Genomic DNA, 24,273 nt, shown 5'->3' with positions numbered 1-24,273 from the left:
CGACAGCAGGAGCCCTACGCCGGCATGTCGGTACGCGGCAGCCGCAGGTGCTTCTTCAGTGTCTCGAACACCTGCCGCGTGACCGGGTTCACCACATGGCTGCGCACGTAGAGGTAGTACGCCAGGTCGGGCAGCCGCGGCATGCCGTCGCCCGCGCCCAGCACGCGCAGGCCCGCATCGAGCTGCTCCACGCCGCGCGCAGTCACGCCCAGCCCAGCGCGCAAGGCAGCCTTGATGCCGATCAGGCTCGACGAGGTATAGCGCGGCGTCCAGGCCACGCCCGCCGCGTCGAGCGCCTCATGGCCGATGCGGCGAAAGATGCTGGGGCCGTCCGCCATGATGAGCGGCACCGGCTTCGTCGGGTCGTGCACGTAGCTCGCGGCGCACAGCCACACGGTGGGCGAAGTGCGCAGCACCACGCCTTCGAACTGCGACTGCTCGTCGGCGCGGTTGGAGATGATCATGTCGACCTCGCCGCTCTTCAGCGATGTCATGAGGTAAGGACTGCGGCCGATGTGAATGTCGAGCTGCAGCAGCGGCGAGGTGCGCGCCACCTCGGTCAGCAGCAGCGGCAGCATGGTCTCGGCCACGTCGTGCGGCGCTCCGATGCGCAGGTTGCCTTCGAGCTGCCCCTGCCGCAGGCTGCGCAGCGCCTCGTCGTTCAGCGCGAGCATGTGGTGCGCGTAGGTGAGCAGCCGTTCGCCGTGCTCGGTGAGCCGCTTCTGCCGCCCCTGCTTGGCGAACAGCGGATGGCCGATCTGCTCCTCCAGCCGCTGCATCTGCTGCGTGATGGCCGACTGCGTGCGGCCCAGGTGCACGGCCGCCGCCGCAAAGCTGTTGAGGCTGACGACGGCCGCGAAAGAGCGCAGCAGTTCGAGATCGAGCGTGGGCATACATTAATTTTATTGATGTGTTTCCTGCTCTGCTTGGATTGTTGCGTCACGCCCCCGTCACTACAGTGAATGCACACCAAACAGGCAACCCCACTGGAGAAACTGCATGAGCACCCCTTCCGAGCAACGCCGCCAGGCCGTAGCGGCGTCCATCGCCGACATGAAGAAAGCCATCGGCGGCGCTGAAGCCACCCGCGAAAAACTCGACGTGGTGCTCGATTCGCTGCAAGACCTGGCCGCGCACACCGAATACTGGGGCGCCGCCGACTTTCCGCCGCCCGAGGCCGGCGAGCACCAGGCCCGCTACCTGATCGCCGAAGACCCGGACCAGAGCTACGCGCTGTACCTGAACGTGATGCGCCCGGGCAAGAAGATCGTGCCGCACAACCACACGACCTGGGCCTGCATCGCGGCCGTGGAAGGCACCGAGCACAACCGCGTGTACGAGCGCACCGACGACGGCAGCGTGCCGGGCGTGGGCAAGCTGAAGCAGACGGAGCTGGTCGTCGTCGCGCCGGGCAAGGGCATCGCGCTGATGCCTGAAGACATCCATTCGGTCGAGATCCAGGGCGAGCAGGTCATTCGCCACCTGCACATGTATGGCCGCGCACTCGAAACGCTGAACCAGCGCACCGCCTACGACTTGGCAGCAGGCACGTACCAGACCATGGGTATCGGCGTGCAGACGCGCCGCTAAGCCTCTCTTTCCGGTTTTCCTTTTCCTTATGCGGGCCGCGCGCTGCGGCCTCGCAGGACTTCGTTCGTCCCAACGACTTGCTCTCATGACCTCCTTCATCGACCCGAAGACCCTCAAATCCTGGCTGCACGACAGCGGCGAAATCGCGCTACTCGACGTGCGCGAGCACGGCCAGTACGGCGAGGCGCATCTGTTCTACGGCATTCCCCTGCCCTTCAGCCGGCTGGAAGTCGACGCGCCGCGCCTCGTGCCGCGCCACGGCGTGCGTGTGGTGGTGTACGACGAAGGCGATGCCGACGTGGCCGAGCGCGCCGCCGCGCGGCTCGCCGTGCTGGGCTACACAGACGTGCACGTGCTGCAAGGCGGCGCCCGCGCATGGAAGGCCGCGGGCTACGTGCTGTTCGCGGGCGTCAACCTGCCCTCGAAGACTTTCGGCGAGCTGGCCGAAGAGGTCTATCACACGCCTCGCGTCAGCGCCGACCAGCTCGCCGAGATGCTGGCGCGCAAGGACAAGGTCGTGGTGCTCGACGGCCGCCCCGTCAGCGAGTTCCACAAGATGAACATCCCCAGCGCCACCTGCTGCCCCAACGGCGAGCTGGCCTACCGTGTGCGGCAGCTGGTGCCCGACACCACCACGCCCATCGTCATCAACTGCGCGGGCCGCACGCGAAGCATCATCGGCGCGCAGACGCTCATCAACCTCGGGCTGCCCAACCCCGTCTATGCGCTGGAGAACGGCACGCAGGGCTGGTACCTGGGCGACCACACGCTGGAGCATGGCGGCACGCGGCGCTATGCGGACGACAGCGGCAACACCGACCTGCGCCCCGCCGCCAAGGCACTGGCCGCCCGCTTCGACGTGCTGGCGGTGAACGCCCAGACCGTGCAGCAATGGGCCGCCGATGCGAGCCGCAGCCTGTTCCTGTGCGACGTGCGCACGCCGGAAGAATTCGCGGCCGGCAGCCTGCCCGGTGCGCAGCACACGCCCGGCGGCCAGCTGATGCAGGCCGGCGACCAGTACTTCGGCGTGCGCGGCGCGCGGCTCGTGCTGTTCGACAACGACGGCGTGCGCGCACCGACCATCGCGAGCTGGCTGCGGCAGATGGGGCATGACGCGAGCGTGCTCGAAGGCGGGCTGGCAAGTGGCCTGTCGCTCGCGCCCGCTGCCGCGCCGCAAGCATCCGCACTGGCCACCATCGATGCGCAAGCCCTCGCCGCGCGCATCGAGCGCAACGAGGTGGCGGTGATCGACCTGCGCGCCAGCATGCAGTTTCGCGCCGGCCATATCCCTCAGGCCCGCTGGTCGATTCGCCCTCGCCTCGCGGGTGACGTGAAGGGCGAGACCCGCCAGCTCGTGCTGATTGCCGACGATGCCGCGCTCGCGGCATGGGCCGCAGCCTCCGAGCTCGCAGGCCTCCTCTCACCCGCGCCACTGCTGCTGGCCGGTGGCATGGCCGCATGGCGCGCCGCAGGACTGCCCGTCGAGGCCACGCCCGCGCTGCCCGCCGACAGCGACTGCATCGACTACCTGTTCTTCGTGCACGACCGGCACGACGGCAACAAGGAAGCCGCGCGCCGCTACCTCGCATGGGAGACCGGCCTCGTCGCGCAGCTCGACGCGCAGGAGCGCGCCGCCTTCCGCCTTCCCACCGCCGCATCGCACGCCTGAGCCCGGCTTTCGCTTTCCGCTCGTCCTTGTCAGTTCCTATATCAGGAGTTCCGTCATGTCGTTCGCCAGCCGCATCCCGCACCTTGCCCGTTTCGCCGTCGCCGCCGCATGGCTCGCGGCGCTCGCCCTGCAGCCAGCCACAGCCGAACCGCTCGCGCCGCGCAACGGCTATCCGTCGCAGACGGTGAAGTTCATCTCGCCCTTCCCGCCCGGCGGCGGCAACGATGCAACGGCGCGCCTCGTGACCACGCGCCTGCCGGAAATCATGGGACAGGCGGCCGTGGTCGACAACCGCGGCGGCGCAGGCGGCAACATCGGCGCAAAGGCCGTGGCAGACGCCAAGCCCGACGGCTACACCGTGCTCACCTCGCAGGTGTCGATCATGGCCGTGAACCCCACGCTGTATGCGGCACCCGGCTTCGACCCGATCAAGAACTTCATTCCCATCACGCAGATCAACGCCGCGCCGCTCGCCCTGGTGGTCGATGCCAACTCGCCGCTGAAGACCTTTGCCGACCTCGCCACCAAGGCCAAGGCCAGCCCCGGCAAGGTGACGTATGCGACGCCCGGCAACGGCACGCTGTCGCACCTCGTCGGCGTGGTGCTGTCGAAGGACGACGGCATCGCCATGACGCACGTGCCCTACAAGGGTGCCGGCCCCGCGCTCACAGACCTGCTCGGTGGACAGGTCGATGTGCTCGTGACCTCGACATCTTCGGTCGCGGGCCTGGTGCAGAACGGCAAGCTGCGCGTGCTGGCCGTGACCAGCCCGCGCCGCATCGGCATCTTCAAGAATGCGCCGACGCTCGAGGAACTGGGCTACGCCGGTGCGCGCTTCGAAGACTGGTACGGCTTCTTCGCACCGGCCGGCACACCGCCCGAACGAGTGGCCTACCTGAACGAAGCCATCGTGCGCACGCTGCGCATGCCCGAGGTGACCAAGCTCGTGAACGACGGTGGCAGTGAAGTGGTGGCCAACTCGTCGGAAGCCTTCGCCGCGCAACTGCGCCAGGACATCGACCGCTGGTCGCGCATCGTCAAACTTTCCGGTGCGAAGGCAGATTGACGCACCATCGAGGCTTGGCCAACGCTTGAACACCATGTCCAACTCGCACAAAGACTCCCCCGGACTCTCCCTCGACACCCGGCTCACGCGCACCGGCAAGGCACCTTCCTATGCCGGCGGCGTGCCCGTCAACACGCCCCTGGTTCGCGCGAGCACCGTGCTGTTCGACAGCGTGGGCGCAATGCGCGACGCACGCGCGCGGCGCGACGACGAGCGCATCTTCAGTTACGGCGCACGCGGCACGCCGACCACCTTCGCGCTGGAAGACGCAGTGAGCGAGCTCGAAGGCGCCTACCGCACGCGGCTCTTTCCGACCGGCCTCGCGGCCATCGGCATGGTGCTGCTGTCGTACCTGAAGCCGGGCGACCATGTGCTGATGTCGGACAGCGTGTACGAGCCCACGCGCAACCTCGTGCATTCGTTTCTTGAGCCGTATGGCATTCGCAGCAGCTTCTTCGCGGCGGACGGCAGCGGCATCGAAGAGCTGTTCGAGCCGAACACGCGGCTGGTGTACGCGGAGTGCCCCGGCTCGCTGGTCTACGAGATGTGCGACCTGCCGAAGCTCGCGGAGCTGACGCACGCGCGCGGCGCGCTGCTCGCGGCGGACAACACCTGGGGCTCAGGCTGCCAGTACCGGCCGCTGACGCTAGGTGCCGACATCTCGACGATGGCCGCCACCAAGTACCTCTCGGGCCACTCGGACGTGATGATGGGCACCGTCGCCACGACCGAAGCCGCATGGCGCCCGCTGAACGAGCGCTGCGATGCATTCGGCATGACCGTGAGCCCCGACGACGCATGGCTGGTGCTGCGCGGCATGCGCACGTTGTCGGCACGGCTGCAGATGCACGAGCGGCATGCGTTGGACGTGGCGCATTGGCTTCAGAAGCGGCCTGAAGTGGCGACTGTGTTCTGCCCTGCGCTGCCGCAGCATCCGGGGCACGATATCTGGAAGCGTGATTGCAGCGGTACGAACGGGCTGCTTTCCATCGAACTGCAGCCGGGTATCGAGAGCGCTGCGGTCGAGCGTTTTGTCGATGCGCTCAAGCTGTTCGGGCGTGGCTCATCGTGGGGCGGCTATGAAAGCCTGGTGGCGTGGACCAACATGCGCGCGGCGCGCAGCGTGACGGATTGGAGCAAGCGCGGGGCGGTGGTGCGGTTGCACGTCGGGCTGGAGGCGCCGGCTGATCTGACGGCGGATCTGGCGCGCGGGTTCGAGGCGATGAATGCTCCGCGCTGAAGGCATAGCACCCGACCGAAAAGAAGCTCTGAATTCTTCAGCTAGCGAACTTCAGAAGTAGCAGGGGATTCTTGGCCAATGCGGAACGACCAGCCGACACCAGCAACGAATAAGTGATTGCGAGCGCAGCGACAGGCCTGTCTTCGGGATGAACGGCATCGACCGTCCGCTGAGCGCATGAGCGGAGCACCGTCGCCATCCCCAGATCGGAAAAATGTTCGGACAGCGTCATGAAGCCGCTGACCACGAGCGCAGAGTCTTCTGGAAGTACACGGGCATAACGCCAGCCCTTGGCCTCGATACTGCCGACAATCTGATCCAGACCTCTTCGCTCGCCAAAGAAGATCGCACGCACAGCCATGAGGAGAAGCAACGCGGCGTAGCGTGTTGCCGCTGATTCGTCGATCCTGGTCGGAAGGTAGCCCTTGAATTTGAAGGTGCCTTCCGCCGCCGCGACAGGCAGTTGCGCCAATGCCGAGGCAACCGCCGCAAAGCCGTTGGCCTGACACCATCGCTTCAGCGTGGGGAGCGGAGCAAATTCGAACTCGCTCGCGATCACGTCCAGAGCATTCTTGATTCCGTTGTCCCGCTGCAAGGCCTGTTCGGCCATTTCACGCAAATAAGGATGCGGGCTGTCGACGAGTTCCTCGAGGTCGACCGGGCTGGGACGAAGTCGCGCCAGAGGCAGTTGCTCTGTCGGAAACACCAGAAGCACGCCGAGTTTCTGGTGATCGAAGACGAGGTCGGTTGCGGCAAATGAATGGATGGGCATCGGCGCCAGACTCGGTTTCGTTGGTCAAGAGAGTGCGTTCTTCATTGCCTGTAGGTGCTTCCTGTCTCAACGAGCCTCTTCCGCCTTGTCCGGAGCGCGGCCAGCCATGGCCTGGGTGAAGAGCAGACTCTCATCCAGCACCTGTTTGAACGGAACGAAGATCGGCTCCCCGTTCTTCGGGCCATACCCCACGGCGCCACTCTCGACGATTGCCCCGGCAATCGCGCCGCCCAGCGCACCGGCAATGCCGGCCTGTCCGACCGAGAGCCCCGGAGTTTGCACAATGGTGTTCACGATCACGCCGTTCACCATCGTGCCCTGATCCCGGAACTTCGGCAGGTAGAACAGGCGCATCGGCGGAGATGCGCCCTTGTCCTTCGCCAGCCAGAACCCTCCCACGGCCAGCGGCTCCTCGGTGGTGCCATCGGCATTCTGCTGACCGCCGAGCACCAGCAGGGCACCGTTGCCGAAGTAGTACCGGCCGGCCTTGTCTTCCATGGTGGCCTTGTAGGTGCCGGGCAACAAGCCGTGGTAGTGCCGCACGCCGGGCGCTGCGCCTGCGATGGCGGAAAACATCAGCTTCTCGTGGAGTTCGATGGAATCCCCGGAGATGCGCTTGAGATTCGGGTCATGCGATGCGCAGCCTGTCAGTGCCAAGGCAGTAGCAACCAGCAGCGCCGCGCATGAAATCAATGCTCCCGCACGCATTGCGAAGCGGAAGGCGCTTCGTCCCACTCTCTCGTTGTGTACTTCTCTCTGGACCATCACTCCGCTCCGCTCGTTGGTGACGCAGGAGTCTACGGTGCGGAGGCGTCTGAGGAGAAAGATCATCGACGCCATTGCGCCAGCGTCTGCCGCACCTCTTCATCGCTGGGCGCCTCGAACGATTCGTACCAGGCACCTACGGCGAAGAAGGGCTCGGGCGTGTGCAGGCATATCACCTCGTCGGCATGGGTTTCGGCGGGGCTCACGCTGCCGATGCAGGTCAGCGCTGACGGGTCGGCCGGTGCCTGCAGCGCATGGCACGCGAACGTACTGCCCAAGGGCACGGCAACGATGACCGAGGCTGCGCCGAGTGCCCGTGCGGCGATCACCGCTGCGCGCATCGACAAGCCAGTTGCGAGCCCATCGTCGACCAGCAGGGCCGTCATACCGTGCAGGTCGAGCGGCGCGCGATCGCCCCGGTATGCGCGCTCGCGCCGCTGCAGTTCGCGCTGCTCTCGTTTCAATGTGCGCGCCATGCCGGGCGCCTCCTCGCCCGTCACGCGAATGCCGCCGACTGCAATGGCGCCAGCGGCGTATTCCTCGTGTCCGGGCAGACCGAGTTTGCGCACGACCAGCACATCGAGCGGCAGGTGCAGCGCGCGGGCCACTTCCGCACCCACTGGCACGCCGCCTCGCGGCAGTGCCAGCACGATGCAGTGTTGTGCATCGCGGTACTGGCTCAGCAATGACGCCAGTTGCCGGCCGGCGTCGGCTCGGTCCTTGAACATGGCATGCCTCTTCGCTCGCGATCAGCTGGCGCCAGTTGCCGAACCCGGCGCGTGGGCGTCGTTGCTTTCCAGAACGGTCTCGGATCGCATGCCCACGCCGCCGCTTCCACCGCCGCCTTTGGCACCACCGCCTCGTCCACCACCGGCTCCTTCGCCACGATCACCACGCGCAAGCGTGCCTTTCGCCCGCACGGGACCCTGCCTGGGAATGCCCAGTTCCGCAGGCACGGGGTCGAGGTCCAGCACGTCGCGGATGAAGGTGCGCAGCGCCACGACCAGCTCCGCAGTCTCGACAGTGCGGCCTGCAACCATGTCGCTGGCCGCCTTGGCCGCGAGGCGCACGTGCGTCTCGGTGCCCAGCAGGATCACGTCGGAGAGCGCGGCTTCCACGGCATCGCGGATGCGGCGACGGCGGTCCGATGCGGACACATCTGCATGAGCAGCCGCATCCTCCGGCACCGCAGCCCCAGCCCGCTGCCGAAGCTCACGCAGATGGCTGGGGTCAACGGCAAGGTCGCCGGTGAACGAACCACCCAGCACCTTGTAAGCCGCGATGAGCGTCTTCAACCGCTCGTTGATCTGCCGGTTCTGGCGTTCGCGCCGCTGCTGCACGCTATGCATCACGAGCAGGCGTATGCCGACCGCCACGACAGACACCAGCACCAGGCCCATCAGGGTCGTGAGCAGGCCTTGCCAGGAACTGAAATCGAGCACGTTGCGCATGAAGGACGGTCCTTGTGTCGAGGGCGACAGCATGCCCTCGTCGCCATGCGCCATTGTGCGACCAGGGACGACACATTCAACCGCAGGCGTTCTTCCCCGCAGGCGAGGCGCGCAGCCGGTTCAGAAAGGTCAGCTGCACCTTCGCCGTTTCGCTGCCCTGCACCGCCGCGCGGCGCATCCACATGCCCGCCTCGCAGCGGTCGGCCTTCACGGCCGTGCCGTAAAGCGCGGGGCCGGTCATCAGCACCATGCCGAGCATCTCCTGCGCCTCGGCGTGGCCTTCGGTGGCGGCCTGCCGCAGCTCTTCGAGCATCGAGCGGTAGTCGCGTGCGGCCTGTGCCTCAAGGGCCAGTTGAAAGCGCTGCTCCGACTGCAGCTCGACGCCCGCATTCGACGACGGATGCGCCGCACTGATCGCCGCCACGAGCAACAGCACGCCTGACAGCAAGACGCGCCAGCGCAGCGACAAGCCAGTGATCTGGTTGAGTTCGGATGGCATCGATGTTCTCCACGAGTGACGTTGGAGGCATCGTCGCGCCGCGGCGCCGAAGAAAGAAGCTGGAATTCGCGCAGGCGGGCTCAGGCATGGCCTGAGCCTGGGGGCTTCACGCTCAGCAGCAGCGCCCCTTGCCTGCCCCGTAGCGCGCCTCCAGCCGCTCGCGGAAGAAGGCCTCGTAGCTCATCGGCGGCCGGTCCGGGTGGGTGGCCGCCATGTGCGTCAGGTAGGCGTCGTAGTCGGGCAGCCCGACCATGAGCCGCAGCGACTGCTTGAGCGAGCGCGCAAAGTAGCGCCCGGCTTCCGGCAATGCGAGGCCCATGGCGTCAGTGAGCAGCCGTTGCGGCGCCCACGGGCTCGAACGGCGTTTCTTTGGTGGTCGGCCGGTTGGCCGCGCGCGCCGCAAGGCAGGCCTTGATGCTGTACACCAGCACGCTCAGCACCACGAAGATGAAGAGCGCGCACAGCGCCGCGTCGAGACGGTCGTTGAACACGATGCGCGACATGGCCTCGGGCGTCTTGGCCGGCGCCACCAGCACGCCGTTGGCGATGCCGTCGGTGTACTTCGCGGCGTGCGAGAGAAAGCCGATCTTCGGGTCGGCCGAGAAGATCTTCTGCCAGCCAGCCGTGAGCGTGCAGGCCAGCAGCCATGCGGCCGGTGCAATGGCCACCCACGCATAGCGCTCGCGCTTCATGCGGAACAGCACGACCACGCCCAGCATCAGCGCCACGGCGGCCAGCATCTGGTTGGAGATGCCGAACAACGGCCACAGCGTGTTGATGCCACCCAGCGGATCGACCACGCCCTGGTACAGGAAGTAGCCCCAGGCCGAAACGCACAGCGCCGTGGCAACGAGGTTGGCCGGCAGCGAATCGGTGCGCTTGAGTGCGGGCACGAAGCTGCCCAGCAGGTCTTGCAGCATGAAGCGGCCCGCGCGGGTTCCGGCATCCACAGCCGTAAGAATGAACAACGCCTCGAACAAGATCGCGAAGTGGTACCAGAAGGCCATCATGGCCTGCCCGCCGATCACCTGATGGAGGATGTGGGCCATGCCCACGGCCAGCGTCGGTGCACCGCCTGCACGGCCGAGGATTGTGGTTTCACCGACGTCCTTGGCGGTCTGCACCAGCATCTCGGGCGTGATCACGAAGCCCCAACTCGACACCGTGGCCGCCACCTGCTGCGCGGTCGTGCCGACCAGCGCGCCGGGGCTGTTCATCGCAAAGTAAATGCCCGGCTCGATGCACGAGGCAGCAACCAGTGCCATCACCGCAACGAACGATTCAGCCAGCATGCCGCCGTAGCCGATGAAGCGCGCGTGGCGTTCGTTGTCGAGCATCTTGGGCGTGGTGCCCGAAGAGATCAGCGCATGAAAGCCCGACACCGCACCGCAAGCGATGGTGATGAACAGGAACGGGAACAGGCTGCCCGACCACACCGGGCCGTTGCCCTGCGCGAACTGCGTGATGGAAGGCATCTGCAGCGTGGGCATCACGAACACGATGCCGATGGCCAGCGCGATGATCGTGCCGATCTTCAAAAAGGTCGACAGGTAGTCGCGCGGCGCCAGCAGCAGCCACACCGGCAGGCTCGCCGCGATGAAGCCGTAGCCCACCAGCATCCACGTGAGCGCCTTGCCGTCGAAAGTGAAGAGCGGCGCCCATTCGGGGTTCTGGCTCACGGCCTGGCCGCCGAAGATGGCGAGCATCAGCAGCACGAAGCCGATCAGCGACACCTCGCCGATGCGCCCCGGGCGGATGTAGCGCAGGTACACGCCCATGAACAGCGCCACCGGAATCGTCGCAGCCACCGTGAAGGTTCCCCACGGCGATTCGGCCAGTGCCTTCACCACGATCAGCGCCAGCACCGCGAGGATGATGATCATGATCATGAAGGTGCCGAACAGCGCGATCATGCCGGGCACCACGCCCATCTCCTGCTTGACGAGATCGCCCAGCGAGCGGCCATCGCGCCGAGTGGAAATGAAGAGAATGATGAAGTCCTGCACCGCACCGGCGAACACCACGCCGGCCAGAATCCACAGCAGGCCGGGCAGGTAGCCCATCTGCGCGGCGAGCACCGGGCCCACCAAGGGGCCCGCACCCGCGATAGCTGCGAAGTGGTGGCCGAACAGCACGTTCTTGTCGGTCGGCACGTAGTCGAGGCCGTCGTTGTGGCGGTGCGCCGGCGTCTTGCGGTTGCCGTCCAGGCCCAGCACCTTGTCGGCGATGAAGAGGCTGTAGTAGCGGTAGGCGATCAGGTAGGTGCAGATCGCGGCGGCCACCACCCAGAGGGCGTTGACGCTTTCGCCTCGGGTCAGAGCCACGGTGCCGAGCGCGAAAGCGCCGACCACGGCCACGACCAGCCACACCAGATGGCGTCGGATGCTGTGCATGCGGATGTCTCCTCGTTATTGACCCGAGGAGTTTTGCCGGGCTGCGGCTCGGGCGCATCCGTCGGACTGCGCAGGGCGGGCGCGTGGCTTTGCGTAATGGAAAACCCGGATACGGCTGGCGCCGGGCCGCTGTGCAATGCCTGCGGGCCTACACGCATGAAACGGACCAGGCACGAACATAGAGCCCGGTCTTCAAGAAGCGAACGAAGCGGATCAGGGAGCGAAAAGATAGAAGCCATGGACACACAACCACGCTGCTGCATCGCAGGTGGCGGTCCTGCCGGCATGGTGCTGGGCCTTCTGCTGGCCCGGGCCGGCGTGCCCGTCGTCGTGCTGGAAAAGCATCTCGACTTTTTGCGCGACTTTCGCGGCGACACGGTGCACCCGTCCACGCTGGAGATATTGCACGAGCTGGGCCTGCTCGAAGCCTTTTTGCAGCGCCCGCACGACCGCATCGAGGAACTGCGCGCCACCATCGAAGGCCGCAGCATTCCCGTGGCCGACTTCACTCACCTGCCAGCGCACAGCAGGTTTCTCGTGCTGATGCCACAGTGGGAGTTTCTGGACTTCATGTGCGACGAGGCCCGGCGCTACCCGGGCTTCGAGTTGTGGACCGATGCCGAGGCCATCGGCTTGCTGCAGGACAAGGGCCGCGTCAACGGCGTGAAGGTGCGGCGCGGCCGCCGCGCGGGCCAGCCGCAAGACGTCGAGCTGCACGCCTCGCTGGTGGTGGCGGCCGATGGCCGGCACTCCGCGCTGCGCGATGCCGCCGCGCTGCCGCACATCAGCTATGGCGCGCCAATCGACGTGCTGTGGATGGCCATTCCCCGGCAGGCCGGCGACCCATCAGCCACCGCGGGCCACATCGCGGGCGGGCGTTTTCTGGTGACGCTGAACCGGGGCGATTATTGGCAATGCGCCTTCGTGATACCCAAGGGCGGGCACGAGGCGCTGCAGGCCCGGGGCATCGGGGCGTTCCATGAAGCGATCGGGAAGATCGCGCCCTTTCTCGCCGCGCGGCTGCCTGAGGCGCTGCCCGATTGGGACGCGGTGAAGCTGCTCGAAGTGACGGTCGACCGCCTCGAGGCCTGGTCGTGCCGCGGGCTGCTGTGCATCGGCGACGCCGCGCACGCGATGTCGCCGGTGGGCGGCGTCGGCATCAACCTCGCCGTGCAGGACGCCGTGGCTGCCGCGAACCTGCTGGCCACTGCGCTGGCCGGCACAGCGACCGAGAAGGAGATCGACACCCTGCTGCCCCAGCTGCAGCGCCGCAGGGAATGGCCCGTGCGCGTGACGCAGGCCGTGCAGCGCTTCATACAAGACCGAGTGCTGATGCCAGTGCTCCACGGCGAGCTGACGGCCACGGTTGGGCACGTGCCCTGGCCGCTGCGGCTGCTCGCACGCTGGCCGCTGCTGCGCAGGCTCCCGGCGCGGGCCGTGGGAATGGGCGTGCGGCCCGAGCACGTAACTTCGCCGCGCACAAAATGAAAAAGCTGGCATTTCGTTACACAGCCGAGGTCTGGCGAGGCCGCCAGGGAGGCCTTCGAGAGAGGGCCCTGTTGTAGACTGCGAGGTTTTTCGAAGAGGTGCGTTCAAGCGCGTTCAGGAGGTTATGGGGCAAGTTTCAAGGCGCACAGGTTTCAACGGCTCGGCGCTCATTCGCTTGCTTTCACGACTGACCGACATCGACGCTCGCGAACCCGCACAGCCCACCGCTGACCGGTTGAGCCAGTGGTTCGGCTGGACCGACGCCATCTCGCTGTCCGCAGCGCTCGACGGCGCACCGGCAACAACACAGGCCAGCACGCGCGCTCCCCGCAACACCGAAGAAAGCGAATGCCATCGCGTGCGAACCGCGCTGGCAAACGCCATCGTCGAAGACACCACCTTCGGCACCAGCAAGGACGCAACGCCAGATTTCACCCCCTACCGCCGACGCTATCTCGCCCGGCAACAGGCGATGGATGCAGGCGTAGGCTCTTTGCGCAGCCGGCTGCGCTCGGCGCTGGCGGCAAAGTCGCCGTCCATGGCCCGGCTCGCGTCCGTGGACGTGGTCATGGCGCAGGTGCTGGAGGCGCGCGAGCACAGCCTGCTGTCTGCCGTGCCGGGCATCCTCGAAAAGCACTTCGAGCGCCTGCGCAAGGCCAGCCGGACACCAGAGGTGCCGGACCTGCCGGCCGGCGAAACAGAGACAGACAAAGACAACAGTGCCCAGCCCGACGAAGCGTGGCTGGCCGTGTTCCGCAAGGACGCCCAGGACGTGCTGCTCGCCGAACTGGACTTTCGATTTCAACCGGTCGAAGGGCTGCTCGAAGCCCTTCGCACCCAGGCCACCAGAACTACATGACCCGATTCCTTCATTACGCTGTCTTTGTCGCAGGCCTGGCCGTCGTTGGCTGGGTGGGCGCCGGATACATCGGCACGAACCCGCTGGCGCTGGCCGTCACCGTGATCGTCGGCGCGTTCTACATCATGGGCGCGCTGGAGCTGCACCGCTTCCAGCAGGCTACGGCCACGCTGACGCACGCCGTGGCAGACCTCTCTGCCCCGCCCGAGAGCCTTGGCACCTGGCTCGGCCAGCTGCACCCTTCGCTGCAGAACGCCGTGCGCCTGCGCATCGAAGGCGAGCGCGTCGGCCTGCCCGGCCCGGCAATGACGCCGTACCTTGCCGGCTTCCTGGTGCTGCTGGGCATGCTGGGCACCTTCGTGGGCATGGTGGTCACGCTCAAGGGCACCGGCCTGGCGTTGGAGAGCTCGACCGACCTGCAGACCATTCGCGACTCGCTCTCCGCCCCGGTGAAGGGCCTGGGCCTGGCCTTCGGCACTTCGGTGGCAGGCGTGGCCGCGTCGGCGATGCTGGGCCTTGCCTCGGCACTGAGCCGGCGTGAGCGGCTGCAGGCCGGTCAGATGCTCGACACGAAGATCGCGACCGTGCTGCGCGTCTTCTCGCTCAGCCATCAGCGTGAAGAATCGTTCAAGCTGCTGCAGCAACAGGCCCACGCCATGCCCGAGCTGGTCGGCCAGCTGCAGGCGATGATGCACGCGATGGAGCGGCAGACCCAGGCGCTGAACGAACGCCTCGTCAGCAGCCAGGACCACTTCCACAGCAAGGCCGAAGCCGTGTACGGCAGCCTCGCCACTTCCGTCGACCAGTCGCTGAAGCACAGCCTGACCGAAAGCGCACGCGTCGCCAGCGCTGCAATTCAACCGGTCGTCGAAGCGACCATGGCCGGCATTGCGCGCGAGACGGCCGCGCTGCACGAAACCATTTCGCACACCGTGCAGCAGCAGCTCGACGGCCTCTCGAGCCGCTTCGAGGCCACCACCACCCGCGTGGCAGACACCTGGAAGACCGCGCTCGCTGAGCACCAGCGCACGACCGAGGCACTGTCGAATGACATGCGCGGCTCGCACGACCATTTCGCGCAGACCTTCGAGCAACGCTCCGCAGCGCTGGTAGACAGCGTTTCCGCTCGCCTCGAAAGCAGCGTGAGCACCGTGTCAGACACCTGGGGTAGCGCACTCGCGCAGCATCAGCGCGTCAGCGAGAAGCTGTCGGGCGATTCGCACCAGGCCCTGTCGGCAGCCGCGGCCACATTCGAGCAACACTCCGCATCGCTGCTGAGCACCGTGGACCAGGCGCACACGAAGCTGCAGACCGAAATGGCATCGCGCGACGAGCAACGCCTCTCGGCGTGGACGCAATCACTCACGGCCATGGCCGCATCGCTGCAAGAGCAATGGCAACAAGCTGGCGCGCACAACGCGAACCAGCAGCAACAGCTGCTCGACACGATGGCGCAAACCGCGCGCGAGATGTCCGCGCAGACCGAAGCGCATGCGAAGAACACCGTCGCGGAGATCGCCCAGTTGCTGCAAGCCGCTGCTGAAGCACCGCAGGCCGCGGCCGAAGTGATGTCCCAGATGGCATCGCGCGACGAGCAACGCCTCTCGGCCTGGACGCAATCGCTCACGGCCATGGCTGCCTCGCTGCAGCAGGAATGGCAGCAGGTCAACGCACACAACGCAAGCCAGCAGCAGCAGCTCTTCGACACGGTGGCGCAGACCGCACGCGACATGACGGCACAGACCGAGGCGCATGCGAAGAACACCGTCGCCGAAATCGCGCAGCTCTTGCAAGCCGCTGCAGAAGCGCCCCGCGCCGCAGCCGAAGTAGTGACCGAGCTGCGCCAGAAGCTCGCCGACAGCATGACGCGCGACAACGCAATGCTGGAAGAACGCAGCCGCATCCTCGAAACGCTGGCCACCCTGCTCGATGCAGTGAACCACGCGTCCACCGAACAGCGCACGGCCATCGACACGCTGGTGTCCGCATCGGCGGACCTGCTGGAGCGCGTTGGCAGCCGCTTCACTGAAAAGGCCGATGCCGAGTCCGAGAAGATGGCCGCCGTTGCCGCGCAGATCACTGGCAGCGCCGTCGAAGTGGCCAGCCTGGGTGAAGCCTTCGGCCTCGCAGTGCAGATGTTCAGCCAATCGAACGACAAGCTCGTGGGCCACCTGCAGCGCATCGAAGGCGCACTGGGCAAGTCCATTGCGCGCAGCGATGAACAGTTGGCCTACTACGTGGCGCAGGCCCGTGAAGTGATCGACCTGAGCATCATGTCGCAGAAGCAGATCGTCGAAGACATGCAGCAGATCGCCAGCAGGCAGCAGCAGGCGCCGGTGGACAGCGAAGCATGATGCGCGAAGAGCTCGACGCCAGCTTCGACGAGCCGGGCGTGCCGGTATGGGCGGTGTTCGGCGACCTGATGGCCGGCCTGCTCGGAGCCTTTGTGCTGATCCTCGTGTGCGCCCTCGGCATGCAGCTGGAGCTTGCGTCGAAGCTGGAAACCGAAGTCAAGCAACGGCAGGCCGAGGCCAAACGCCTGCAGACGCTCGAACAGGCCCTGGCAGGGCCGCTCGCGGCCGGCCGCGTGACGCTGGCCAACGGGCGCATCGGCATCAACGGCAGCGTGCTGTTTGCCTTCAACTCAGCAGAGCTGCAGCCCGAAGGCCGCCAACTGCTGAAGAGCCTGGCCGCACCGCTGACCGCGTACCTCAAGTCGCGCGACGAGATCCTGATGGTGAGCGGCTTCACCGACGACCGGCAGATGCGCGACAACGCGCGTCAGTTTGCGGACAACTGGGAGTTGTCGGCCCAGCGGGCCCTGACAGTGACCCGTGCGTTGATCGAGGCCGGCATTCCGTCGTCGTCGATCTTTGCGGCCGCATTCGGCTCCGAGCAGGCGGTGGCGTCGAACGCCGATGCCGACGGGCGCTCGAAGAACCGGCGTGTGGAGATGGCGCCCACGCCGCGCCCTTCCAACGCCAACACGAAGCCCCGTGACTGATCAAGAGACTTGCCGCGACACCGGCGCGATGGTCGCCGCAGCGATCGCGCGTGGCGATCAGCGCTTCGACCCTGTGCGCTTTCGTGTCATCGAGGCGATGGCCAGGCGCGCGACTGCGCACGGCGGCGAAGCGCGGCGCATGCTCGACGACAAGGTGGTCGCACTGCTGGCCGCGTATGGCGAGGATCTTGAGAAAGCAGCGCCTGCGGACGTTGCGAAGCCGCAAGCAGCAACACCTGAACGTGGCGCGCTCGCCGAACTCATCGACCACATCGCCCAGCACGCGCCGGTCATGGATGCCAGCCCGACCGCGGCAGGCAGGGCGACGCCCGCCACCTCTTCTGCCTCGTCGCCCTCCACCGAGCTGAAGTCGATCCGCTACTTCAAGAGCACCTGGTCCAAGCTCAGCGCCGACCGGCGATTGACGCAGTCACTGGCAAAGGTGCCCGAGAACGCCGGCCCCCTCAACTCGCATCACCTCGTGCACCGCTCGCTCACGCTGATGCGCGACCTGTCTCCGGAATACCTTAACCGGTTCATGTCGTATGTCGATGCGCTGTCATGGGTCGATCAGTTGAACGGCACCGCAGCAGCAGCGAATGCGCCAAGCCCGCGCGCAGAAGGCTCGACCAAGAAGAGCGTGCGCAGCAAGGCCAGCTGAGGCCCGAATCAACCGAAGCGAGGCCCGTGCGTCAGGGCTTGTTCTTCAGATGCGAAGTCAGGCGCTCGAACTCGTCGGCAAACGATGCAATGGCAGAACGAGGAAGCACGACCGCCTGCATCTCATCGGTAAAGAGATAGTGGTTCACGTCGTCTTCCTCGCGGGCCATGAAGCCCGCCCACAGAAGTTCTGACCGCATCGTTGCGGACTGGATCGTCAGCGCGCTGCCTGTGATGCTGACGGTCTGGGGCGAGAGAAACGTGCCATTGGGGGCGAACATGTGCTTGCGCCAGATCGCCTGGGAAACATGGGGCAGCGACACCAGCAGCAAGAAGACGATCATCACGAGGTACGCCATGAACCGGAGATGCGGCAGTTCGGTGTAGTCGTCCAGCACGCGCACGTACGCCGCGACCAGTAATCCGACGCCCACCCATACCGCCGCGCGCAACATGAACAGGGTGGACGACAAACCCGGCTTGCGGCCAACGCGACGACCGACGACCTTCTGAAGGCGCGCGAAGTCTGTCGGGGTGAGGGTGAACGATGCTGCCGACATGCTTGCCGGACTCAAGGCCGCCGCGCCTGCACCGTCTGGCGCGACCAATACACGCCGTCGAGCCGATCGAGCCGCACCACGCCGCCAGTCGATGGCGCATGCACGAAGCGCCCTCCGCCCACATAGATGCCCGCATGCGACGGCGTGGACGGGCCGAAGAGCACGAGATCGCCCGTGCGAAGCTCGGACATCGACACCGGGCTGCCGAAGCCGCTCATCCGAGCCACGGTGCGCGGCGGCGACTCGCCTACGCTGTTGAGATACACATAGCCGATGAGCCCGCTGCAATCGAAGCCGCCATCAGGCGTGTTGCCGCCATAGCGGTACGGCGTGCCGACAAGACCGAGTGCATGGATTGCGACGCTGTTCGATTGTTCGTCCGTCAGCGTGCTGCTGACGGCAGGCCCCGGCCCTTGCCGCGGACCCGATGGGCTTGCACAGCCCAGAACCAGAAGACAGGCTCCTGTGAAAAGGAGCCGAAGCAGCCACTGCTGCAGTGTGCGGGATTGTTGCGTTGATGGCACAGGCGCGTCGTACATGTCGGATGGCTGGGCTCGTGAACGTGCACGAACTCTAGCGCGGAATGCGACGGCTTCCTGAAGATGAGGCCCTCCGAGGCCCGCGCTGCTGCGCCGACGCAACGGAGGGAAGAAAAAGCGCTTACTGGCCTGCTGCAGGCGTGTTGACAGCGTCTTTCAGCGCCTTGCCGGCGGTGAACTTGGGCGCCTTGCTGGCCTTGATGGTCATCGGCTCGCCGGTCGACGGGTTGCGGCCCGTGCGCTCGGGGCGGCTTGCCACGGCGAAGGTGCCGAAGCCGATCAGTTGTACCGTGTCGCCGCTGGCGAGGGCGCGCGACAGGTTGTCGATGGCGGAGTCGAGCGCGCGGGCAGCGTCGGCCTTGCTGAGGTTCGTGTCCGTGGCGATAGCGGCGATGAGGTCGGTCTTGTTCAAAACGGGGGTTCTTTCTTCAATCAGTAAAACGGTTGGGGGAAAAGTCCGTGACGCGAAAACGCACCGGGCTCGAACTTTAAACGCCCCACCGGGGGATCGAGACACGCATGCGTTTCAAAAGTGAAACATCGTGATCGATGCACGATGGTGCACGAAACTACGTCACAAAGCCCGATGGAAAGTACCAACGATGTCAGGACGCCCTGCAGCTGAAATTTGCCGCGCCGTTCATCGAAGCACCCGCCGCCCCCGTAAACGCGGGCCATGCCGGCCAGCGGCACATCGGCCGCGAGCGGTTGGCGTTCTGGTTGTTGTCGACCGAAGGAATCGTTTCAGGCGCCTGCCCCTTCTCGACCCAGTTGTCGAGCACCGCGAGCCCGTCGTAGCCGAGCCGGTACGGGCCCATGCCATGGCCGAAGCCCGGCACGCTGTAGAAGCGAATGAACGAGTCGACACCCGCCTGGCCGAAGGCTGCGACCTGGCGGCGGTAGTAGTCCTCGGTGTTGTAGGGGCTGATGAAATCGTCTGCCGTGCCATGCGTGAGGATCAGCTTGCCGCCCCTGGCGCGAAAGGCTTCGAGGCTCACCGTCGTCACGTCGGTGATGCTGCCCAGCTGCTGCAGCCGTGCCCTGTAGCGCGCCGGCTCATAGCGCAGCGCATCGAGCGACGGGTTGCGCGTGGCGAAATACTTCGCGTGCGCCGCGCCAATGGAGAACAGCAACGCATCGGTGGCAGCCGGCGGGTTCGATGGCACGCGCGATGCGCCAAACGACGACACCGAGAACACCGCACCTTCAAGCACTGGCCAGCGCGGAAACACCTGCTGCCCCGCAACCGCAAACCCCGCGTCATAGGGCGATGCGATCTGCCGCACGGCCGCGATCTGCGCATCGGACAGGCAGAAGTCGCCGTTGTCAGCGCCACCAACGCAACGCAGCGTGGCCTTCACCTTGTCGATGTTGAAGACCACGTTGCAGGCCGCGACATTGCCGATGATTCCGTCCTTGGCGCCGTCGAGCCCGTCGCAGGCGGCATACACCGCGTTGACGAGCAGCGTCTTCTTGGCCGGGTTCATCCAACCCGCGCCGCCATTGGCATACAGCGCCTTGCCGACATGCAGCGACGCCAGCTGCAGCATCGTGATGTTGTACGCCGGGTAGTTGGCAATGGCCCCGTCGTAGTCGGCGGCGTAGCGCGCCGCGGCATCGAGCGCCTCGTGCCCGCCCTGTGACCCACCGATGAAATAGAAGCGCCGTGGCGCCGCACCATAGCGCTGCCGGACGATCTCCAGCGCCACGTCGTGCGTCTTCTTGACCGACTGCTGGCCGTAGTTGAGAAGCGCCTCGTCGTTCAGCGCGAAATTGCCGTCGAAGTTGCCCGTGCCCTTGTGCCCACCATCGCTGCCCAGCGTGGCATAGCCCTGGCGCAACGCGTTGGGTGTGCCGTTGGGCTGCGCGGTGTAGGCGCCCAGGCCGGTGACGAGCGTGCCGTCATAGCCGCCACCGCCCATCTGCAGCGTACGGCGGTTCCATGCGGTGGGAAGGTTGACCTGGAACTCGAGGCTGGGCGCCGATGCACTCACGGGCAGCACGACACCCTTGACCGCGCAGTACTCACCATTGGGGTTGTCCGCGGCATTGGCGGAGACGAAGCGCGCAGATTGAACGACAGCGCCCGAGCTCGGCTTGCCGATGGCGGAGGCCGCGATCTTCATGTCTTGCAGCGCCGTGCATGCGGCTTGCGCCTGGGCCGTTTGGGCGGGCGTGATTGCGGGCTCGCTGACAGAGGCGCACCCGGCGAGTGCGGCTGCGGCGGCCAATGCGGCCAGGCTGAACGAAGCGCTGCGCCTTCGGAAATCTGGAGTTGCCATTTGTCGCCTGTCTGAGTTGTTGTTGGACGGGCGGCAATGCGCCCAAGGCGCATGGTATTGAGAAGACCATGGCGCGTCGCCACGGGTTTGCGCGCATGCGTGTATCGCATCGATGCGGGTCTGCCCCAAGCGCGGACAACGGCAGCCTGCAGTGTTCGGCTTCAGTGCAGCACGTCAGAAGCCCGGCGCAGCACGCCAAGACACGGTGTCCGGATATTGGCGTGCCTCCTTGAAGCACAGGAATATCTCCACGACCGCATCTGCCACAAACCACTCATCGGACTTGAGCGTCAGCTCACCCGCACCAAATACAAGCAAGGTTCCATCCGGGAAAGCCGGGTTTGGCTTGTCGTGAAACGCCCTCTCCCGCTTCCCGGTTGCAGGGTCGAACCTCTCCACCATGCAGGTTGCCCTGCCACCCGCAACTTGAACGTAGCTTCCGTCTTCGCTCGTCAGCGAAGCGTATGAGTGCTTTCCTGTGCTCTGGAGTGCGAGCACTCTCCGCCGAATTTGCGCATCCGTGGGCGCTTTGAGTTCGGCAAAGTTCTGTCCTTCGAGGCGCATCGTGTTCATGTTGCTAGGAGTGTGACTTTCAACTGTTGAGTGCCCGAAGCACCTTGATTGCAATCGCTCCACGCCCCGCGCCAATTCCGCGGTTGCGCGGGTTCGTGTTCTGAATCGCCGTCACGTCTTCCCAGATTTCCACCGATTCAACGACCCCATAAGTCGTGTCGGTGTCGATCTCGAAGTCCACGAACCTCTCGTCTTGCGTGAGCAGCAAGCCGCACAGCTTCGGCATTCCGGGGAAGTCGATATCCAGATCAACAACGATGGATTTCTCCCACTGAACGCCTCGCTCAAGGCCAGTGACCTTGAGCGCTTCGGGGAGCGCGTTCTGCCGCCAGTGCATGGCTTCTCGACGGATCGCATCTTCGACCAAGGCGTTTTGTTCTTGTACGTTCATCTTGATCACACGTACTCCAAGAGAATCTTCGCGAAAAGAATTCGAAGAGCTACGTTCATGGGAAGTACGCCGTATTCACTGGAAGCCGAAGACCAGCAGCAAGTTGTTCGCAGGCATCGCATGCCGCTCGCGCAACGCGAATCCTGATCGGTTCGCCTCTGCTGCCACGTCCTCAATGCGACGAATACCCCATGCAGAATTTCGGGCGCGCAAGTCTTCGTCGAACGCCAGGTTGCTCGGCGCCGTTGGGACTTCGTCTTCGAAGTAAGGCCCGTATGTGATGAGCGACCCGCCAGGAAGTAGATGCCGCGCGGCCCCTTGCATCAGGGCGGCGCATGTGGCCCAAGGCGCGATGTGCAGCATGTTGGCGCAGTAGATTGCGTCGAACTTTCCTTCTTGAGTGAATGCGGGGCCCTGCGATGGCCATTGAGGGACCATCACGTCGAGCAGGAGTGGCGGGCGGAGATTGGGTAGTGCGGCTTCTGCGACTCGGCTTGCGAGCGCTGGAAGCATGCGGGCATCTGCGTCGGTGGGCTGCCAAGTCCATTGAGTCATCGCGGCTGCGAACCAAGCGGCGTGTTGGCCTGTTCCAGATGCGATCTCTAGTGCGGTCCCGCGCTCACCGAGGATACTGGTCAATGCATCGAGGATGGGCTGCCTATTGCGGTCGGCGGCAGGACTGTAGAGAAGGTCGGGCATTCGGGTGGTACTTGGACAAGGGGCTTGAAACACCGCGTTAGGTTATCGAATGCTTGTCGGTCAGTCGACGATGTCTGCATTGCAGCGGTTGCTGTCCGTCGCCGCTGAGGCCGGCACTACCGATTCCGGCCACCTAGCGGCCATTCGTCAAGGCGATGGCCCCTACCGATCCACAACGGAACTCTGCGCCACCCGTCAAGCTTTCTAAAAGCCATCACTCACGACCAATTTCAGCGGACCAGCCAACGGTAAGCCGCTCGCGAGACCACATCTAGCGGTTCCTATTCGGCCAGCACAGACTGCGGCGGCTCCGCGGCCAGGCTGATGTGCTCCAGCCTCCAGCGCTTCAGTTGCTTAAATTGCTGGTAGGTCAGGACCGACTCCGACACCAGATCACAGGAGCGCAATTCGATGTGCTGCCACGTCTTGGTGGGGTCGAACAGCTTGTCGTTGAATGCCTTCTCGATAGCCTTGGCTGCCGTTTCGGCCCCCTTCTCTGCCGCTTCAAAATCAGGGTCAGCCGAGTGCAGGATGATGATGTCAAGGGTGTAGGTGTCGTCGGGGCCTTCGCGGGTGATTTCGGCACCTTCGTCCACATCGAAGAAGACGCCAACAATCAACTCCCCATGAGGCTTCACGGCCTTGGCAATTTTTTCGTGCAGCTTGAATTCCTTCGCGGTCAGGCGGCGCTCGAATTCGTCGGGGAATGCCGAGCGACGGTAGCGACTGGCCAACCACATCTGAAAGATAGCGTGGTTCTCCTTGGACAAGTGCGCATCGGGGCGAGGGATAAATTCGTTCAGTTTGAGCTTATCGACATAGATCTTGGCGGTCGCCTCGAACTCGGTCCAGAAAACGACAGCGCCCGCAAACTCGACATGGAGCTTGCGCGCGTTCTTGGCGTGGGTGCAGTTGCCATCTCTGTCCGCCACCAGACGGCCAACGACCACCTCGACGACAGGCTCCCCTTCGGGCGTCTGGGCGAGGTCGCAGTCATGGCTGGCGACAACGACGAGCGTCTGGTCAAGCGCCGCCGCGTGATGAAGCCCCAAAGCTTCAATCGCATCTTTGCCCAGCAGATGCCCTTGGCGCCATGGGGTGTCACGATTCCACTCCGCCACGTCTTACTTTCACGCGTGGTCGTTGGGCGCAGGAAGGTCGAAGTCGGCGCTTGCGGGCGTCTTCGCCCGATTCGCGAATCGAGCATTCATACGTTCGCGTTGCGCCACCTCGCGTTTATGAATCTGGATCAGCATCAGGGCAGCCTCCCTGGCGGACTCACCTGCCTGCGCAACCTGCATCAGCGTCCGACCGTTGGCGAACTTGCGCTTCAGCAGGGCTGAATTGATCCTCACGCCTTCATGCGCCAGCACGTCAGCGGCTCGGGCAAGGTCCTGCAGCTTCGCCGCGTTCTCGTTTGCAACGGGTTCACCATTGAGCCAGTTGTAGACAGATTGCCGCGACACGCCGAACGTTATCGCGAGGTCGGACACGGCCGGGTTCATCACCTCGCGGATGCGCGACAGGTTTTCGCTAGGCGTACGAATCTGATCGACCTCCGCGACCTCGAACGCGGACACCCTGTTCTGCGCCTGCTGAGCACTCCGTTGCAGGTGTTCCAGCGAAAGCTCGCCTCCAGTGCCAATGCCGGTCAATGCGGCACCTGCGGCAGTCATCCATCCCACCCAGCGAACGAGGGGGGACGTGCCGCCTGTTGCGGCCGGCCGGTCGGTAACCCAACCGCCATAGGTCATTGCTGTGCTCATGATGTTT

26 protein-coding genes are annotated in these 24,273 nt (G+C 65.3%); 9 read left to right on the top strand and 17 right to left on the bottom strand.

The annotated features are described in order from the left end of the window. Positions 1 to 14: 14 nt before the first annotated feature. Positions 15 to 893: a LysR substrate-binding domain-containing protein gene (locus ACSFCA_RS22445; RefSeq protein ID WP_093058093.1), complete on the bottom strand. Its 879-nt coding sequence runs from the start codon at positions 891 to 893 to the stop codon at positions 15 to 17. Between the two features lie 106 nt (positions 894 to 999). Here ACSFCA_RS22445 and ACSFCA_RS22440 point away from each other — a divergent pair, with 106 nt between their 5' ends. The 4 genes from ACSFCA_RS22440 to metC all read left to right on the top strand — a co-directional run bounded on the left by ACSFCA_RS22440 (position 1,000) and on the right by metC (position 5,565). Beyond that, complete coding sequence (locus ACSFCA_RS22440) at positions 1,000 to 1,590, top strand: cysteine dioxygenase family protein (protein ID WP_435461239.1); 591 nt, start codon at positions 1,000 to 1,002, stop codon at positions 1,588 to 1,590. A gap of 85 nt (positions 1,591 to 1,675) precedes the next feature. Beyond that, positions 1,676 to 3,259, top strand: a complete 1,584-nt coding sequence (locus tag ACSFCA_RS22435; protein WP_435461238.1) for a rhodanese-like domain-containing protein — start codon at positions 1,676 to 1,678, stop codon at positions 3,257 to 3,259. A gap of 55 nt (positions 3,260 to 3,314) precedes the next feature. Beyond that, positions 3,315 to 4,325, top strand: coding sequence for a Bug family tripartite tricarboxylate transporter substrate binding protein (locus tag ACSFCA_RS22430; RefSeq protein WP_435461237.1), 1,011 nt, complete (start codon positions 3,315 to 3,317; stop codon positions 4,323 to 4,325). A gap of 34 nt (positions 4,326 to 4,359) precedes the next feature. Next, entirely contained in the window at positions 4,360 to 5,565 is a 1,206-nt protein-coding gene (gene metC, locus ACSFCA_RS22425; protein WP_435461236.1) for a cystathionine beta-lyase, read from the top strand. 37 nt (positions 5,566 to 5,602) lie between these two features. Here metC and ACSFCA_RS22420 read toward each other — a convergent pair whose 3' ends face one another. From ACSFCA_RS22420 to ACSFCA_RS22390, 7 genes are all read right to left on the bottom strand, one after another. Continuing rightward, positions 5,603 to 6,337 (bottom strand): hypothetical protein, encoded by a 735-nt coding sequence (locus ACSFCA_RS22420; protein ID WP_435461235.1) that lies wholly within the window; start codon positions 6,335 to 6,337, stop codon positions 5,603 to 5,605. Positions 6,338 to 6,403: 66 nt separating this feature from the next. After that, entirely contained in the window at positions 6,404 to 7,102 is a 699-nt protein-coding gene (locus tag ACSFCA_RS22415) for a hypothetical protein (RefSeq protein ID WP_435477427.1), read from the bottom strand. A 62-nt stretch (positions 7,103 to 7,164) separates the two neighbouring features. Next, on the bottom strand, positions 7,165 to 7,830 hold the full coding sequence (locus ACSFCA_RS22410) for a phosphoribosyltransferase (RefSeq protein ID WP_435461233.1): 666 nt from the start codon (positions 7,828 to 7,830) through the stop codon (positions 7,165 to 7,167). A 21-nt stretch (positions 7,831 to 7,851) separates the two neighbouring features. Next, the gene (locus ACSFCA_RS22405) at positions 7,852 to 8,553 is read right to left on the bottom strand and encodes a hypothetical protein (RefSeq protein WP_435461232.1); all 702 of its coding nucleotides are present in this window, start codon (positions 8,551 to 8,553) and stop codon (positions 7,852 to 7,854) included. Positions 8,554 to 8,629: 76 nt separating this feature from the next. Beyond that, positions 8,630 to 9,052: an SEL1-like repeat protein gene (locus tag ACSFCA_RS22400; RefSeq protein WP_435461231.1), complete on the bottom strand. Its 423-nt coding sequence runs from the start codon at positions 9,050 to 9,052 to the stop codon at positions 8,630 to 8,632. A 112-nt stretch (positions 9,053 to 9,164) separates the two neighbouring features. Beyond that, positions 9,165 to 9,371 carry a YbdD/YjiX family protein gene (locus ACSFCA_RS22395; protein ID WP_093058085.1) on the bottom strand — a complete coding sequence of 69 codons (207 nt, stop codon included), beginning with the start codon at positions 9,369 to 9,371 and terminating at the stop codon, positions 9,165 to 9,167. A 4-nt stretch (positions 9,372 to 9,375) separates the two neighbouring features. Beyond that, positions 9,376 to 11,445 carry a carbon starvation CstA family protein gene (locus ACSFCA_RS22390; RefSeq protein ID WP_258353469.1) on the bottom strand — a complete coding sequence of 690 codons (2,070 nt, stop codon included), beginning with the start codon at positions 11,443 to 11,445 and terminating at the stop codon, positions 9,376 to 9,378. A gap of 237 nt (positions 11,446 to 11,682) precedes the next feature. On the opposite strand from ACSFCA_RS22390, the gene ACSFCA_RS22385 reads away from it, so the two are divergent. From ACSFCA_RS22385 to ACSFCA_RS22365, 5 genes are all read left to right on the top strand, one after another. After that, entirely contained in the window at positions 11,683 to 12,933 is a 1,251-nt protein-coding gene (locus ACSFCA_RS22385; RefSeq protein ID WP_435461230.1) for an FAD-dependent oxidoreductase, read from the top strand. 124 nt (positions 12,934 to 13,057) lie between these two features. Further along, on the top strand, positions 13,058 to 13,792 hold the full coding sequence (locus tag ACSFCA_RS22380; RefSeq protein ID WP_435461229.1) for a DUF3348 domain-containing protein: 735 nt from the start codon (positions 13,058 to 13,060) through the stop codon (positions 13,790 to 13,792). Continuing rightward, positions 13,789 to 16,146 carry a DUF802 domain-containing protein gene (locus ACSFCA_RS22375; RefSeq protein ID WP_435461228.1) on the top strand — a complete coding sequence of 786 codons (2,358 nt, stop codon included), beginning with the start codon at positions 13,789 to 13,791 and terminating at the stop codon, positions 16,144 to 16,146. Before ACSFCA_RS22380 ends, ACSFCA_RS22375 begins: the two co-directional genes overlap by 4 nt. After that, complete coding sequence (locus tag ACSFCA_RS22370) at positions 16,146 to 16,796, top strand: OmpA family protein (protein ID WP_093058182.1); 651 nt, start codon at positions 16,146 to 16,148, stop codon at positions 16,794 to 16,796. Before ACSFCA_RS22375 ends, ACSFCA_RS22370 begins: the two co-directional genes overlap by 1 nt. 28 nt (positions 16,797 to 16,824) lie before the next feature. Next, a complete protein-coding gene (locus ACSFCA_RS22365) occupies positions 16,825 to 17,457 on the top strand; it encodes a DUF2894 domain-containing protein (RefSeq protein WP_258355251.1) in 633 nt (210 codons plus the stop codon). A gap of 31 nt (positions 17,458 to 17,488) precedes the next feature. Here the strand turns inward: ACSFCA_RS22365 and ACSFCA_RS22360 are convergent, their stop codons facing one another. From ACSFCA_RS22360 to ACSFCA_RS22320, 9 genes are all read right to left on the bottom strand, one after another. Continuing rightward, positions 17,489 to 18,016 (bottom strand): YcxB family protein, encoded by a 528-nt coding sequence (locus tag ACSFCA_RS22360; protein ID WP_258353465.1) that lies wholly within the window; start codon positions 18,014 to 18,016, stop codon positions 17,489 to 17,491. An 11-nt stretch (positions 18,017 to 18,027) separates the two neighbouring features. Next, positions 18,028 to 18,555, bottom strand: coding sequence for a C40 family peptidase (locus ACSFCA_RS22355; RefSeq protein WP_093178088.1), 528 nt, complete (start codon positions 18,553 to 18,555; stop codon positions 18,028 to 18,030). A gap of 121 nt (positions 18,556 to 18,676) precedes the next feature. Then, the gene (locus tag ACSFCA_RS22350) at positions 18,677 to 18,967 is read right to left on the bottom strand and encodes an HU family DNA-binding protein (RefSeq protein WP_093058078.1); all 291 of its coding nucleotides are present in this window, start codon (positions 18,965 to 18,967) and stop codon (positions 18,677 to 18,679) included. Positions 18,968 to 19,160: 193 nt separating this feature from the next. After that, positions 19,161 to 20,837: a tannase/feruloyl esterase family alpha/beta hydrolase gene (locus tag ACSFCA_RS22345; RefSeq protein WP_435461227.1), complete on the bottom strand. Its 1,677-nt coding sequence runs from the start codon at positions 20,835 to 20,837 to the stop codon at positions 19,161 to 19,163. 174 nt (positions 20,838 to 21,011) lie between these two features. Next, complete coding sequence (locus ACSFCA_RS22340) at positions 21,012 to 21,410, bottom strand: hypothetical protein (RefSeq protein ID WP_435461226.1); 399 nt, start codon at positions 21,408 to 21,410, stop codon at positions 21,012 to 21,014. Between the two features lie 19 nt (positions 21,411 to 21,429). Further along, positions 21,430 to 21,810, bottom strand: a complete 381-nt coding sequence (locus ACSFCA_RS22335; RefSeq protein WP_435461225.1) for a hypothetical protein — start codon at positions 21,808 to 21,810, stop codon at positions 21,430 to 21,432. 66 nt (positions 21,811 to 21,876) lie between these two features. After that, positions 21,877 to 22,500, bottom strand: a complete 624-nt coding sequence (locus ACSFCA_RS22330; RefSeq protein WP_435461224.1) for a DUF938 domain-containing protein — start codon at positions 22,498 to 22,500, stop codon at positions 21,877 to 21,879. 281 nt (positions 22,501 to 22,781) lie between these two features. Then, positions 22,782 to 23,621, bottom strand: coding sequence for a hypothetical protein (locus ACSFCA_RS22325; RefSeq protein WP_435461223.1), 840 nt, complete (start codon positions 23,619 to 23,621; stop codon positions 22,782 to 22,784). Positions 23,622 to 23,630: 9 nt separating this feature from the next. After that, a complete protein-coding gene (locus ACSFCA_RS22320; protein WP_435461222.1) occupies positions 23,631 to 24,266 on the bottom strand; it encodes a hypothetical protein in 636 nt (211 codons plus the stop codon). Between the last annotated feature and the right edge of the window lie 7 nt (positions 24,267 to 24,273).

This window comes from Variovorax multivorans, assembly GCF_051216835.1.
Lineage (GTDB): Bacteria > Pseudomonadota > Gammaproteobacteria > Burkholderiales > Burkholderiaceae_C > Variovorax.
The sequence above is the reverse complement of the archived record's forward strand: the minus strand, read 5'-3'. Positions and strand labels throughout refer to the sequence as shown.